The sequence below is a fragment of the Streptomyces sp. NPDC002537 genome (genome assembly GCF_053594975.1).
Genome location: NZ_JBSFWT010000005.1, coordinates 95,633 through 108,220, shown reverse-complemented (window position 1 = coordinate 108,220; position 12,588 = coordinate 95,633). Strand labels below are relative to the sequence as shown.

Annotated in this window: 12 protein-coding genes; 5 read left to right on the top strand and 7 right to left on the bottom strand. The window is 73.3% G+C overall.

Features of this window, described 5'->3' with window-relative positions; all coding sequences use genetic code 11:
• Positions 1-70: 70 nt before the first annotated feature.
• Entirely contained in the window at positions 71-1,543 is a 1,473-nt protein-coding gene (locus tag ACWD4A_RS04035; RefSeq protein ID WP_451189197.1) for a PP2C family protein-serine/threonine phosphatase, read from the bottom strand.
• Positions 1,544-2,037: 494 nt separating this feature from the next.
• On the opposite strand from ACWD4A_RS04035, the gene ACWD4A_RS04030 reads away from it, so the two are divergent.
• The 3 genes from ACWD4A_RS04030 to ACWD4A_RS04020 all read left to right on the top strand — a co-directional run bounded on the left by ACWD4A_RS04030 (position 2,038) and on the right by ACWD4A_RS04020 (position 4,385).
• Entirely contained in the window at positions 2,038-3,468 is a 1,431-nt protein-coding gene (locus ACWD4A_RS04030; RefSeq protein ID WP_451189195.1) for a HEAT repeat domain-containing protein, read from the top strand.
• A gap of 8 nt (positions 3,469-3,476) precedes the next feature.
• On the top strand, positions 3,477-4,052 hold the full coding sequence (locus ACWD4A_RS04025) for a hypothetical protein (protein ID WP_451189192.1): 576 nt from the start codon (positions 3,477-3,479) through the stop codon (positions 4,050-4,052).
• A 138-nt stretch (positions 4,053-4,190) separates the two neighbouring features.
• Positions 4,191-4,385, top strand: coding sequence for a DUF5302 domain-containing protein (locus ACWD4A_RS04020; RefSeq protein ID WP_451189190.1), 195 nt, complete (start codon positions 4,191-4,193; stop codon positions 4,383-4,385).
• Positions 4,386-4,397: 12 nt separating this feature from the next.
• Here ACWD4A_RS04020 and ACWD4A_RS04015 read toward each other — a convergent pair whose 3' ends face one another.
• On the bottom strand, positions 4,398-4,838 hold the full coding sequence (locus ACWD4A_RS04015; protein WP_451189187.1) for a hypothetical protein: 441 nt from the start codon (positions 4,836-4,838) through the stop codon (positions 4,398-4,400).
• Between the two features lie 356 nt (positions 4,839-5,194).
• On the opposite strand from ACWD4A_RS04015, the gene ACWD4A_RS04010 reads away from it, so the two are divergent.
• On the top strand, positions 5,195-6,211 hold the full coding sequence (locus ACWD4A_RS04010; protein ID WP_451189185.1) for a polyprenyl synthetase family protein: 1,017 nt from the start codon (positions 5,195-5,197) through the stop codon (positions 6,209-6,211).
• Here ACWD4A_RS04010 and ACWD4A_RS04005 read toward each other — a convergent pair.
• The 5 genes from ACWD4A_RS04005 to ACWD4A_RS03985 all read right to left on the bottom strand — a co-directional run bounded on the left by ACWD4A_RS04005 (position 6,208) and on the right by ACWD4A_RS03985 (position 9,507).
• A complete protein-coding gene (locus ACWD4A_RS04005) occupies positions 6,208-6,969 on the bottom strand; it encodes a Mut7-C RNAse domain-containing protein (protein WP_451189182.1) in 762 nt (253 codons plus the stop codon). The genes ACWD4A_RS04010 and ACWD4A_RS04005 overlap by 4 nt on opposite strands.
• Before the next feature lie 22 nt (positions 6,970-6,991).
• Positions 6,992-7,651: a PhzF family phenazine biosynthesis protein gene (locus ACWD4A_RS04000; RefSeq protein ID WP_451189179.1), complete on the bottom strand. Its 660-nt coding sequence runs from the start codon at positions 7,649-7,651 to the stop codon at positions 6,992-6,994.
• Positions 7,652-7,678: 27 nt separating this feature from the next.
• Positions 7,679-7,927 carry a hypothetical protein gene (locus ACWD4A_RS03995; protein WP_451189176.1) on the bottom strand — a complete coding sequence of 83 codons (249 nt, stop codon included), beginning with the start codon at positions 7,925-7,927 and terminating at the stop codon, positions 7,679-7,681.
• A gap of 91 nt (positions 7,928-8,018) precedes the next feature.
• On the bottom strand, positions 8,019-8,375 hold the full coding sequence (locus tag ACWD4A_RS03990) for a hypothetical protein (protein ID WP_451189174.1): 357 nt from the start codon (positions 8,373-8,375) through the stop codon (positions 8,019-8,021).
• A gap of 142 nt (positions 8,376-8,517) precedes the next feature.
• Positions 8,518-9,507: an NAD-dependent epimerase/dehydratase family protein gene (locus tag ACWD4A_RS03985; RefSeq protein ID WP_451189171.1), complete on the bottom strand. Its 990-nt coding sequence runs from the start codon at positions 9,505-9,507 to the stop codon at positions 8,518-8,520.
• A gap of 869 nt (positions 9,508-10,376) precedes the next feature.
• On the opposite strand from ACWD4A_RS03985, the gene ACWD4A_RS03980 reads away from it, so the two are divergent.
• The gene (locus tag ACWD4A_RS03980; protein WP_451189168.1) at positions 10,377-12,551 is read left to right on the top strand and encodes a hypothetical protein; all 2,175 of its coding nucleotides are present in this window, start codon (positions 10,377-10,379) and stop codon (positions 12,549-12,551) included.
• The last annotated feature ends 37 nt before the right edge of the window (positions 12,552-12,588 follow it).

Genomic DNA, 12,588 nt, shown 5'->3' with positions numbered 1-12,588 from the left:
GGACGCCCGCCCCGCGGACCTCGTGCGGGCGGACCTCGTAGCGCAGGCGGATCCTGTGCGGGGCGCGGCTTCAGCCGTGGACGCGGGCGATCAGCACGCAGGCGTCGTCCTCGCGTTCCTTCCCGCCGAACTCCTCCAGCACCGTCCGTACACACTCCTGGGCGCTTCTCGCCGCGGCGAACCGTGGTGCGAGGGCCAGCAGCCTGTCGGCGACCGTGTCGGCCGGCTCGGTGCTGCGGGGCGACAGGCCGTCGGTGTGCAGCACCAGCACATCACCGGGCTCCAGTTGCTCCTCGGCCTGGGCATAGGCGGCGTCGGGCACCGCTCCGAGCAGCATGCCCTCGGGCGGCCGCAGGGCACTGCCGCTCCCGCCGCGGAAGAGCAGCGGGGCGGGGTGACCGGCCTGCGACCAGCTCAAGGTCAGGGTCGTGGGGTCGTAACGGCAGCAGACCGCGCTGCCCAGGGCGGGCTGCGCGGAGGCATCGAGGAGGTGATTGAGCCAGCCCATCAGAGGGCCCGGCTCCGCGCCCGTCACGGCCATGCCGCGCAGGGCGCCCAGCAGCATGGCCATGCTGGAGGTGGCGGCCACGCCGTGCCCCGTGAGACCGCCGACGCTCAACAGGGTCCGGCCGTCGGGCAGTCGGAGGGCGTCGAACCAGTCGCCGCCGACCAGGGCGCTGCTGGCGGAGGGGAGATAGTGCGCGGCGAGATCGAGGGTGCCGGGGGTCGCGTCGGCCTCCGGAACCGTGCCGCTCTGGGGGAACCGCAGGGAGCCGCGCCACGGCGGCAGCACGGCTTCCTGGAGCTCGACGGCGAGGCGGTGCTCGGTCCGCGCGGCGTGCTGGTGGTGCCGTAGCGAGTCACGGGTCTCGTGCACCGCCTGCTCGCTGCGGCGGAGCTCGCTGACATCTCGTAACACGGCCCACATGGAGGCCGTGGCGCCGTCCTCGTCGAGCGTCGGCTCGCCCATCATGTGCACGGTGCGCACCGAGCCGTCGCCGCGCACGATGCGGAACTCCCCGTCGATCGGCCTGCCGTCGACCAGGCAGTTGGTGACCATCGCGGTCAGCAGCTCGGTGTCCTCCTCCAGGACCCAGGAGGGGAGCTCGTCGAGAGTCGGGGCGCCGTCCTCGGGGCGGCGGCCGAAGAGCTGGAACAGCTCGTCGGACCAGGCGACGTCGTCGGTGAGGAGGTTCCACTCGGCGCTGCCGGCCCGGACCGCCTCCTGCCCGCACGCGCCGGTCGCCGCTCTCGGCGGAGGGAGCTCCCCGAGGCCCCGCGGATCGGCCGGGCCGCCGTCCGGCAGGCCCTCCCGGAGCTGGCCGAGGTGGTCGCCGAGGTCGTCGAGCTGGTGGACGGCGAGCTCGCAGAGGGCACGCTGCCAGCGTCGCCGGGGATCCTCCGGCAGCTCCTCGCCCGTGGCCTCCCTGCGGACGGCCTCGATGTCGCCGCGGAGCTGGCGCGTCCGGGAGATCAGAGCGTCGACGGTGTCCTGCTCGGGCGGTTGAGCGGCGGAACGATCCGTGTGGAGAGGGGACGGCATGACGTACTCCGATACGGGCGCGGCGCGGCCGGCTCCATTGGGTCCGGGGAAAGGGCCGGTAACGACTGTTGCACAGGGAGCGAGGGCTCGTAAGTGGTTTGGCAACACCCGATCTGGTGGTGTCGTAGGCATATGCCGAAGGCATGGCGGACTGTTGTCAGGGGCATGATGTGCGTTATGTCGCGCCTGTAACGGAAGGGTGTCGGCGATATGTGCGGCCATGTCGTGGGCATGACGGAAGGCTGCCGGGTGTGACGATGGAGATATCGGGCGTCAAGGGCGGTACGTGGGGGTCCGTACGGGATCGCCGGAGGTGCGGAGGCGGATATTTCGGGCGCGAGTCGGCGGAATGCTCCACTCCGGGTAGGCTGCGGGCGCTCGGAAGAGCTCGAGCTCCCCCTGTTCACCAGGCATAGCACCAGTGGACACCGGCAAGAATGCCGGACGACGGAAATCCCGTTGCCAGTCGACTCCCCGCACCGGATGCTGACCCCATGTTCGATCCAGACATAGCGCCCAGCGGCACCCTGCTCGGCCTCCTCCAGCGAGGCCGCGGCGACGGGACCCTGCATGCCCTCGCGGCGCCGCGGGCGGAGGCGCTCGCGGCACTGCACCACTGTGTGCTGCACGACCCCAGGCGGGACTGGCAGGTCGAGAACCGCTCGCTCTACTACGCGCGCCTGCACATGGACCTCGACGGCGGGTTCGACGAGATCGAACAGCATCTGTTCCACCCCGACGACCTGCTGGACACCGCCGAGGAGCGCACCGGACTCGCCCTCGCCGTCCTCGGCCACCTCGCCTCGTACGGCCGCACCGACGCGCTCCTGCTGCTGCGCCGCTACGCCGTCTCCGGGGCGAACTGGGCCTGGGCGCTCGACGAGCTGGCCCTGCGCGACGACGACGCCGGGCTGCTCGCCCTCGGCGAGAGCGTCCTCGCCCGCTTCCCGGCCACTCCCGCGGGCGAGGCCGCGCTCGCCGCGGCCGTGCGCGACGCCTTCGAGCCCCGCCCGTGGCGGCTGTGGGCCGACGAGCAGCAGTCGCCCACGACCGCCGCCCGCGTGCTGGCCGCACAGGAACAGGGCTCCTTCGACCGCTGGCAGCGCCAGCTGCGCCCCACCGGCCCCCGGCCGGGCTGGAGCGTGCGCGAGGTCCTGGACTGGGCCCAGGAGGGCCTCGCCCTCCACCCCACCCAGTTCCGCCACGTCCCCGCCACCCGCTGCCTCACCGCCGTGGCCGGACCGGAGGACCGGCTGGAGATCATCCAGGCGGCCGGGTCCGGCCCCGAGGCCGCGCGCGCCACCGCGCTGCGCTACCTCGCCGAGCACCACGACCCCCAGGCCCTCGACCTCATCGAGGCGGCCGCGGCCGACCCCGACGGGCTGGTGGCGGAGGCCGCCGTCACCGCCTTCGAGCGCATGCGCAGCACGGCCGCGCTGGAACGGGCCCGCGTCTGGATCCACCGCGCCGACGCCCTCGGCGCCGCCGCCGCGGGCATGCTGGCCTGCCGCGGCGCGGCGTACGACTCCGCGCTCGTGCTGAGCGCCCTGCGCCGCACGGTGCGGACCGAGGGGCCCGACGCGGCGGTGCTGTGGGAGCTCGTCCAGGGGGCCGGGAGGCTGTCGATCGGCTGCGCCGCGCCCGTGCTGCGCCACGTCTACCGTGAGACCTCCTCCTCGCAGCTCCGCGGGCGCACCGCGCGCGCCCTGGCGGCCACGGACCCGTCCTTCGCCGCGGGCTTCGCCGTCGAGTGCCTGTGGGACTGCGAGGAGACCACCCGCGAGCTCGCCGCCCATCACGCCACCACGGCCGACGCCCGGGTGGTCGAGCAGCTCCGCAGACTGGCCGCCGATCCCGCCGAGGAGGCGGAGGTCCAGACAGCCGTCCGCAGCCGCTTTGGACCGGAGGCGTCCGCGGCGGGATGATCCTCGGCATGACTTCCATGATCATGCCGCGTGTGGCGGCCGGAGGCCGGGCCCTGCTGCTGTCGGCCACCCTCATATCCGTCGTCGCCGTCCCCCTGGCGGCCGGGCCCGCCGCCGAGGCCCGGCCGCGTACGGCCGCCGCCGCGAGCACCGACCCGGCGGCGCCCGTCAGGATCACCGAGGGCCAGGTCGCCGAGGCCGCGCCCGGCCGCCCGATCCTCTATCCGAGCGTGACCAGCTGTCTGACCGTGACGGTCCGGCTGCGGGACGGGGGCAAGGTCGGCGCGCACGCCAGCCTGTTCCAGGTGCCCGGCGAATACCGCTCCGACCGCATCCTCGCCGCCCTGAAGCAGCGGGTGGGCAAGCGCCCCGTGAGCCGCGTCGAGGTCAAGGGCGCGGTCGGCGCCTGGTACCCCGGCTACTTCACCAAGGCCATCGAGAGCTACGCCGACGGGGAGACCGTCCCCTCTCCGACGGCGCCCGACGCCGAGGGGATCGCCCGGGCCGTGGCCGCGGGGCTCGGCACCCCTCGGGGGAAAGTCACTGTCGAGGACCTTCCCGACGGCGACATGACCGTCAACTGACCCTGGCCCGGAGCCTTCCGCGGCCGCCCGCCGTGCTCCCGTCCGCGCTCGCGCGACCCACCTGGCACAAATCGGCTTCAGCTGCGGCGGCCGACGTGCGAAGCTGGGGCGACGGCCGCCATGACCAGGAGGTTTTTGATGACGGACAGCACAGCACCCCAGAGCACGCCGGAAGAAGACGAAGTGAAGCGGAAGTTCCGCGAGGCCCTGGCACGCAAGCGGGGGCAGGGGGGCGAGGGTTCCGCCGCCGGGCAGGGCCGCGACGGCTCCAAGATCCACGGCACCCATGGGAAGGCCGGGGGCCAGCGCTCGTTCCGTCGCAAGAGCGGCTGACCGCCCGCGCGTTCAGCGGCGCCGGATGGCCCGCCGCACCATGTGGATCACCAGCCAGATCATCCCGATGACAAACAGGACGACCAGGATCAGCACCACGAGCAGGAAGATCCCGAGCTTCTGGAAGAAGCCCTTCTTCTTTTTCTTCGGCTTCGCCGCCGTGGTCCGGTGCACCACGGCGGCCCGGTGAGCGAGCGGCACCACACGGTGCGTGGAGGCGAGCGCCGACACGGCGCTCGTGCCTGTGGCACCGATGGACACCGTCCGGGGGACCGCGACGCCCGTCCGGCCCGGACCCACGGCCGACGCGGGCGGCACCAACAGCGCGGCCCCCAGGGCCACGGCCGCGACGACGGCCGCCCGGCGGGTCCGGCGGCCCCGGCGCCGCCCCGTGGACGGAACTCCCGCTCCCCGGCGGTTCGGTGGCCCGTCCTGTCCCAACTCGGCGATCATCCTGCCCCCATCGTGTGCTGGGTGTCTCCCGGCCGCCCGTGCGGCACCGACGTCCCCGCCCCTCGGACCGCGCCGTCGGCGAGCCCATTATCCGCGCACCGCCCCCGCCTTGAGCAGGGCGCACTCCGCACCGTCAGGGCGCAACGACCGTCCGTCGCACGCGCCCCGCCGAACCGGCACGCCCCGTGAGCCGGGACGCCTCCCAGGACGTCAACACCCCGCCCGTCCCCGTCACCCCGGAGCACAGTCCCGTATCGCGTCATGGCCCCGGCACCCACCGCCGGCCTGGAAAGCTGGACCCGCGAGGCCCCGGCCCCGTCGACGCCTCCGTTCCCGAACGCACCACGCGAGGACCAGTGAACCTCGACCCGCACCTCAGCCCCGGCGCCCACGACCGCTCCCCGGCCGCCCTCTTCTCGCGCTACTACACCCGGCGCGCGCAGGAACTCTGGCCCCGGACCGACGACGCCCTCGACTCCCTGGCCCGCTACGCGCTGCTGCCCCACGGCAAACTGCTGCGTCCCAGACTGTTCCTGCTGTGCGTCGCGGCGCTGGGCGGCGACCTCGCCCAGGCGTCGGCCATCGCGGCCACCCTGGAGAGCCACCACACCGCCAGCCTGGTGCACGACGACCTCATCGACGGCGACTCCCTGCGCCGGGGCCGCCCCTCGGTCCACGCCCGCTTCGGCACCGACCACGCCCTGCTCGTCGGCGACGCCCTGGTGTGCCGCTCCTTCGCGGACGTCGCCGCGTGCCGCGCACAGGGCCTCGAACCCCAACTGCTGCTCGACATCATCGCCCTGGCGGGCGACACGGGCGTCGAGATCTGCCGGGGCCAGTTGCTGGAGGACCGCCTGCGCACCGACCTGGCCTGCGGAATCGACGCCTACCTCGCCGTGGTCACCCTCAAGACGGCCGCCCTGCTGCGCGCCACCTGCCGCATGGCGGCCCTCTTCGCCGGTGCGGGCCCCGACGTCACCGCCGCGCTCACCGCCTACGGCGAGACCCTCGGCATCGCCTTCCAGATGCGCGACGACCTCCTGCCCTACCGCGACCGGGGGACGCGGGCGAAGGAGGGCAAACCGATGAGCAGCGACCTGCGCAACCACCGCCCCACCCTGCCGCTCCTGCTCGCCATGGAGCGGGCCACTCCCCGTCAGGCCCGGCGGCTGCACCGCCTGTTCGCCCGAGCCGGGCACGGCCCGGGAGCGCGCCGCAGGCTGACGGCACTGCTGCACGACCTGAAGGCCGTGGAGGCTGCCACGGGCATGCTCGACTCCTATGTGGAGACCGCCCGTACCCATCTGAACCGCCTGCCGCCCACGTCGCACCGCGAGCAGTTGCACCGGCTCACCTATGCGATGAGCACCTAGCCCTCGGAGGGCACCGGCGGCAACGGGGCGGCCGCGGCGCCGAATTCGCGGACCGCGTCGGTGACGATCGTCTCCAGACGGGCGTGGTGCGCACCGCGCCAGTACACCCGTTCGCACTCCGTGCACTGGGCGAAGACGTCGTACGAGGAGCGCGTGCCGTGCTCCAGCCGCTCGTGGACCGACTGCTTGTCGGCCTCCCGGAGGGGGCCGTTGCACGCGGTGCAGCGGGTCCACGGGGCGAGGGCCGGGGCGAAACGGCCGAGGACGTCCCGCAGTTGATCGTCCGGACGGTCGCTGTAGACATACGCGCCGGCCCAGATCTCCCGGCGGCGCAGCAGCCCGCGGTCGCGCGAGAGCAGCACCCGCCGCTCGGCCGCCGACAGTGCGGCCAGTGCCGGGTCGCCGATGTCCTCGCTCTCGTAGGCCGCGTCCACGCCCAGCAGCCGCAGCCGGCGCGCCAGCGTGCCGAGGTGCACGTCGAGCAGGAACCGCAGCGGGGCGCCCGGCACTTCCTGCGGCCGTACGACCGCGCGCACCTCGACGTCCTCGTCCGCGCCGGGGACGTACGAGACCGGCACCTCGCTGCCGTCGACGAGCAGGGCGCCGACCTCGGTGAGCGGGACGCCGAACGACTCGATGACGTGACCGAGCGAGGACGCTCCGTCGGTGGCCACGGGCGTGCGCTCCGCACGGCGGTCGGCGGCCGCGAAGAGCCGCAGTTCGGGGGCGAGCGTCAGGCGTATCCGGCAGCGGTTCACACCCCCCAGCATAGGGAACGGCTCAGCCGCGTACGGCGGCGCCCGGCACCACCCGGCCGCCGATGTCGATCGTGCCGTCGGGGCCGGGGCGGGTGAGGATCTGCGAGGCCCTGCCCTGGCGGATGTCGAGGGCACGGCCCAGCCGATGGGTGAGGACCAGCGCGGCCGCACCCGTCGCCTCGTCCTCGGCGATGCCGTCACCGCGGCGCGGGAAGCCCCGGGCGCGCACCCGGCCCGCGCCCTCGTCCTGCCAGGCCCAGGCGTACAGCCAGCCCTCGCCCTCCGGCGGTGCGGGCAGCGCGTCGACCTCGGCCACCGACCCGTACCGCTCGGTGCGGCGGCCCGCGGCCCACGCGGCGCGCCCGCGCACCCAGGTGAACTCGCCCTCCCTGCGCACGAGGACCTCGCCCGCGGGCGGCCGGAGCACGTCCGCCTCCAGCAGCCGGGCGACGCCGACGAGCGGGTGGCCGGCGAACGGGAGCCGGACGCTGGGCGTCCAGATGTCGACGACGCCGCGCTCGGCGTCGTCGACGAACACGGTCTCGCTGTACCCGAGTCGGGCCGCGAGCTCCCTCCGGTTCACGTCACCGCGTACGGCGGAGCCGTCGCGGACGACGGCGAGGGGGTTGCCGCCCTCGCCGTCGGGGCCGACGAAGACATCGAGTACCTGGACAGTGGTCATCCCGGTATTCAACATCAGGCTGTCGCGTCAGGGCCGCCGCAGGCCCGGGGCCGGGGTGGAACCCTGACGCAGGAACAGCAGCAGCCGGGCGACTCTGCCCGGCGGCCGGGGCGCGGCGGGTTCCGTGGCGGCCGGCCCGGGGAGCGCGGGGCCGGCGGGGCCACCGGGGTCGGCGGGCCCTTCCGGGGTGGTGGTGAGCGGTGGTTCGGGGGGACGGGCGCGGTAGACCTGGGCGCGCACATAGGCGCCCGCGGCACGCGCGGGGTCGACAGGCATGACGCCTCTCTCTGCTTTCGTACCTGCTGGTGTGTGGGGGAGTGCGAACGGCATGCCGGGCTCCCGTACGGGGCGGCGGCACGCCTCGCTCTCAGCAGCGCAGTACGGTGTGACCCGCGCGGGCGGCGCACGCCGGAGCGGTGTCGGCGCGGGAGACGGTCGGCGAAGTGCGGGGGCTTCCGGCCGGGTCGTCCGGCCGGGCCGGGGGGAGGGCGCGCCTCCGTGGATGGTGCCCCTCCCGTACGGCGCTCCCGGCGAGGGGGAGCGCGGCGGTGACGCACTCGTCGGACGGGGTGAACTCCAGCGAGGACGAGCCCTCTTCACGGTCGTCGTCGCCGTACGCCGCGGCCGTGACGCCGCCGCCCGAGAGGATCAGCAGCAGCGAGATCAGCACGGCGACCGCGCCGCGGAACGCGGACTGCGGCAGAGCGGGACCCCATCCAGGCATGCGCTCAGCGTAAGATTGCCATTACTTTGCGCGCATTCCCGCGTTCGGGTGATTTTTCCGGAACTAGTGTGAACTTGGGGTTCGTGCCCGGAGGTTGTCACGGGCGGGCCGGGGACGCGGCCCGCCGCGGACGGTGGTGCGGTCAGTCCTGTGCCAGCAGCCGGGATTCCAGCTCCGGCGACAGCCCCGGCGCCGGGCGGTCCGGACGTAGGGGGGCCGCGCCGTTCAGCGAGCGCAGCCACGTCCAGGTGTCGGCAACCGTTTCCTCCGCGGGGCGGCACCGCAGGCCCGCGGCGGCCGCCTTGGCCCCGGACCTCCGGTGCAGGGTGTCGTACAGCTCGCCGCGCGGCACCCAGACCGGGAGGTCCGTCCAGGGCCGGACGCCCGCGGCGAGGATCTTCTCCGGGTCGGTCCAGCGCAGTTCGGCGTCGGAGCCGGTGGCCCGTACGCAGGCGTCCAGCAGGGCGCCCATCGTCGTGTGTCCGGGCGGGCTGATCAGGTCGTACGGGCCCGAGAGCCCCCCGGCGACGGCGTCCAGGGTCCAGTTCGCGAGGTCGCGGACGTCGATGAACTGCAGCTCCAGGCCGCGCGGGCCGGGTGCCAGGACCGGGCCGCCGCGGGCGACGCGGTTCAGCCACCACGGCAGCCGGCCGATGTTCTCCCGGGGGCCGAGGATCAGCCCGGAGCGCACCAGGAGCGCGGCGTCGTCGCCGAAGGCCGCGGTCGCCGCGAGCTCGCCGCCGCGCTTGTCCTGCGGGTAGTCGACCGGCCCGGCGTCGGGCGAGCCGTCCACGAGGGGGTGGCTCTCGTCGCGCCCGGGGGGCGACGGATAGGCGTACACGGAGCCGGTGGAGACGTAGGCGTACCGCCCCACCCGTCCGGCCAGGGTCCGCGCCGCGTCGCGCACGGCCGTCGGTGCCGCCGACCAGGTGTCGACGACGGCGTCCCACTCGCCCGTGGCCAGGGCCGCCGTCCCGCCCGGCTCGGTGCGGTCGCCGTGCAGCGCCGTCACGCCCGCGGGCGCCTCGTGCCTGCCGCGGTGGAACACGGTCACCTCCCAGCCCCGCGTCAGCGCCGCCTCCGCCACGGCGTGGCCCACGAATTCCGTTCCGCCCAATATCAACAGCTTCATGTCCCGAACCCTGCTGGATGAAGGGCGTCGAGGAAAGAGCTCGGGGCTCCGGGGCGATGCGCCGAGAGCGGACAGCGGATCCACAGCGGGCGCACAGCTTCGGGTCGCATGAGGACGTGCCGTCCTTCGGTGGCACAAGACACCATTCCGCGCCGAAAGTTGACCGTTCTTCCAGAGATTTGAGGACAACCTTACTTAGAGGGGGGAGCGTTGCCTCCGGTTGCCTCGGCCGTCAAGATTCGATCTTGAAAAACGGGTCGGCGGAGATCGACGAGCGGGGGATGTATCCAAGGATCGGCGGATGCAACGGGCAAGTCGGACAGTTGTCATCAGGCCGATCTCCGGACGCCCCGTTCCTCCAGGGGCCCCTGTGGCGCCGGGCGGGGAGCGGGTGCCCCGCAGCGGTATACACCAATGTCGGCACAGGTCATCGCGGAGATCGCCGCCGGGCCCGGTGTCCCCGGTTCCGTGCGGCGCCCCGGGAGCGGTGCGCTCAATTCCGGACAGGGGCCAGGGAATTGTGCCCGCGCTCCTCGGCAGTGCGCCAGCGGGACGTTCGGGCATGGCGCACTATATGGCTGGGCGGTCGAGAGGCGTCGATGCTTCTCGAGGCCGTGGCACTGCCGTGCCCGGCGCCCGCGGACACCGTCGTGCGGCATCGGCTCCGGCCGTACGGCATCGGCGGCGGACATGGCGTCCGCGCCGGGTGCAGGAGAAGCGGGCGGTCGGGTGGGGAGGCGCGACCGCGGCGGAGCCGTTCCTGGGGACTATCCGATGTGCCGTGGTGCCGGTGTCCGGCGCCGCGTTGCACGCGTCAACGCCGGACGGTGGCGCACGTGGTGCGCGGGACCGTTCTGGGGGGAGAAAACATGGGTCGTCCGACCCGTCTTGCCGCAGTGTGGGCTGCGGGTGCCCTGCTGGCCGTGGCCGTTCCGACGACGGCGGCGCAGGCCGCCGACGCGACACCGAGGATCGACCTCCGGGTCCTGGTCGTCGACGACGGGGGTCCGGCCACCGAGGCGATACGCGCCGAACTCGACGACGCCGGTACGCCGTACACCAGCGTCTCGCTCTCCGACGTGAACCGGCCGAAGATCGACGACGCGTTCCTCGGTGACACCGTCGACGGCAGAGCCAGAGCCAAGTACCAGGGCGTGGTGCTGCCCAACGACAGCCCCTTCGGCGCCGATTCGCCGGAGATGGCGGCCCTGGCGTCCTACGAGAAACGCTTCGGCATACGCCAGGTCGACGCCTACACCTACGCCCGCCCGGCCGTGGGGCTCAACACCCCGCAGGACTCCGGCTACAGCGGCAGCCTCGACGGAAAGACCGCGCAGGTGACCGCGGACGGCACCGCCGGGCCGTTCGGCTATCTGAGGAAAAACGTTCCATTCGAGGACAACGACCCCACCGTGAACGAGAGTTGGGGCTACCTCTCGACCCCGCTCGCCAAGCAGGCGGACGGCTCGAAGTTCACCAGCTACGTCGACGCGCCCATCCCCGGCGGCACCGGGCGCGGCTCGCTGATCGGGCAGTACGACCACGACGGCCGCAGCGAACTGGTCGTCACCTTCGTCTACAACCAGTACCAGCAGCAGTTCCGGCTGGTCTCCCGCGGCATGGTGGAGTGGCTGACGCAGGGCGTCCACCTGGGCGCCTCCCGCAACTACTTCGGCATACACGTCGACGACGTCTTTGCCTCGGACGACCGCTGGGACACCAAGCTCAAGTGCACCCCCGGCGACGTCGACTGCCCCGGCAACCCCACCCCCGAACACCCGCCGCTGCGGATGACGGCGGCCGACGCGCAGTACGCCAAGCAGTGGTCGCAGAGCCACAACCTGCCCATCGACTTCGCCTACAACGGAGTCGGCAGCGAGGAGTACCGGGCGGAGCACGGCGGCGCGCCCGACCCGCTCCTCAACCAGTTGGTCGCCGACCAGAAGTCCTTCCGCTGGATCAACCACACCTACACCCACGCCTTCCTCGGCTGTGAGCAGAACACCACCGTCGTGCCCTGGAAGTGCGCCACCGACCTCTTCGGCAACGTGCGCTGGGTCAGCGCCGCGACCATCAACGGGCAGATCGACGACAACCTGAGATGGGGCGCCCGGCAGGGCCTCGCCCTCGACCGGGACGAGCTCATCACCGGTGAGCACTCCGGCCTCAGGATGACGCCGCAGCAGACCGTCGACAACCCCAACCTCGCGCCCGTGCTGGCCGTGAACGGCGTCAAGTGGATCGGCAGCGACACCTCGCGCGAGCGGCAGCAGCGCCCGGTCGGCTCCGCGCTCACCGTCCCCCGCTACCCGATGAACATCTTCTACAACACCGGCACCGCCGCCGAGGAAGCCGACGAGTACAACTGGCTCTACACCAAGAAGGCCGACGGCGGCAGCGGCATCTGCGAGAACTCCACGACGACCACCTGCCTGAAGAGCCCGCTGGACGTGAAGACGGGCTTCGGCTCCTACATCGTGCCCCTGGAGACCCGGATCGCCCTCGGGCACGTGCTCGCCAACGACCCGCGGCCGCACTTCATGCACCAGTCCAACCTCTCCGAGGAGCGGATCGGCTACGCGGTCCTGGAGAAGGTCCTCTCCGACTACGCGGGCCTCTACGCCGACAGCACCCCGATCGTCAACCTCCGCCAGCGGGACATCGGTACGGAGCTGAGCAAGCGGGCGGCATGGAAGCAGGCGGTCGCCTCCGGCGTCACGGCCTACCGCATCGGCAACGCCGTCACCGTCAGTGCGCCCGCCGCCGTGGAGACCACCGCGACGTTCTCCGAGGGCACCGTGCAGCTCAAGGGCGCCACCACCACTCCCTTCGGCGCCTCCTACGCCGGACAGCGCTCCGGCTGGGCCACGCCCGCCGCGGGACAGACGCAACTCTCCTTCACCCTGCCCACCGGCACGTTCACCGCGGCCACGGCGCACTCCGGCCGCACCGCGCCCGTACCGGCCCCGGCGACCGGTCTCACCGTCCCGCAGGGCGTCGCCCACCCCGTGCCGTACGGGCCGGGACAGGCCGCCCGCCGCTGAACCGCCGCCACCACCGCGCACCCACCACCGCACGCCG

Coding starts and splice junctions, on each gene's coding strand:
- ACWD4A_RS04025 (WP_451189192.1), top strand. CDS start 3,477: ATGACTTCCATGATCATGCCGCGTGTGGCGGCCGGAGGCCGGGCCCTG.
- ACWD4A_RS04020 (WP_451189190.1), top strand. CDS start 4,191: ATGACGGACAGCACAGCACCCCAGAGCACGCCGGAAGAAGACGAAGTG.
- ACWD4A_RS04000 (WP_451189179.1), bottom strand. CDS start 7,651: ATGACCACTGTCCAGGTACTCGATGTCTTCGTCGGCCCCGACGGCGAG.
- ACWD4A_RS03990 (WP_451189174.1), bottom strand. CDS start 8,375: ATGCCTGGATGGGGTCCCGCTCTGCCGCAGTCCGCGTTCCGCGGCGCG.
- ACWD4A_RS03980 (WP_451189168.1), top strand. CDS start 10,377: ATGGGTCGTCCGACCCGTCTTGCCGCAGTGTGGGCTGCGGGTGCCCTG.
- ACWD4A_RS03995 (WP_451189176.1), bottom strand. CDS start 7,927: ATGCCTGTCGACCCCGCGCGTGCCGCGGGCGCCTATGTGCGCGCCCAG.
- ACWD4A_RS04035 (WP_451189197.1), bottom strand. CDS start 1,543: ATGCCGTCCCCTCTCCACACGGATCGTTCCGCCGCTCAACCGCCCGAG.
- ACWD4A_RS04015 (WP_451189187.1), bottom strand. CDS start 4,838: ATGATCGCCGAGTTGGGACAGGACGGGCCACCGAACCGCCGGGGAGCG.
- ACWD4A_RS03985 (WP_451189171.1), bottom strand. CDS start 9,507: ATGAAGCTGTTGATATTGGGCGGAACGGAATTCGTGGGCCACGCCGTG.
- ACWD4A_RS04030 (WP_451189195.1), top strand. CDS start 2,038: ATGTTCGATCCAGACATAGCGCCCAGCGGCACCCTGCTCGGCCTCCTC.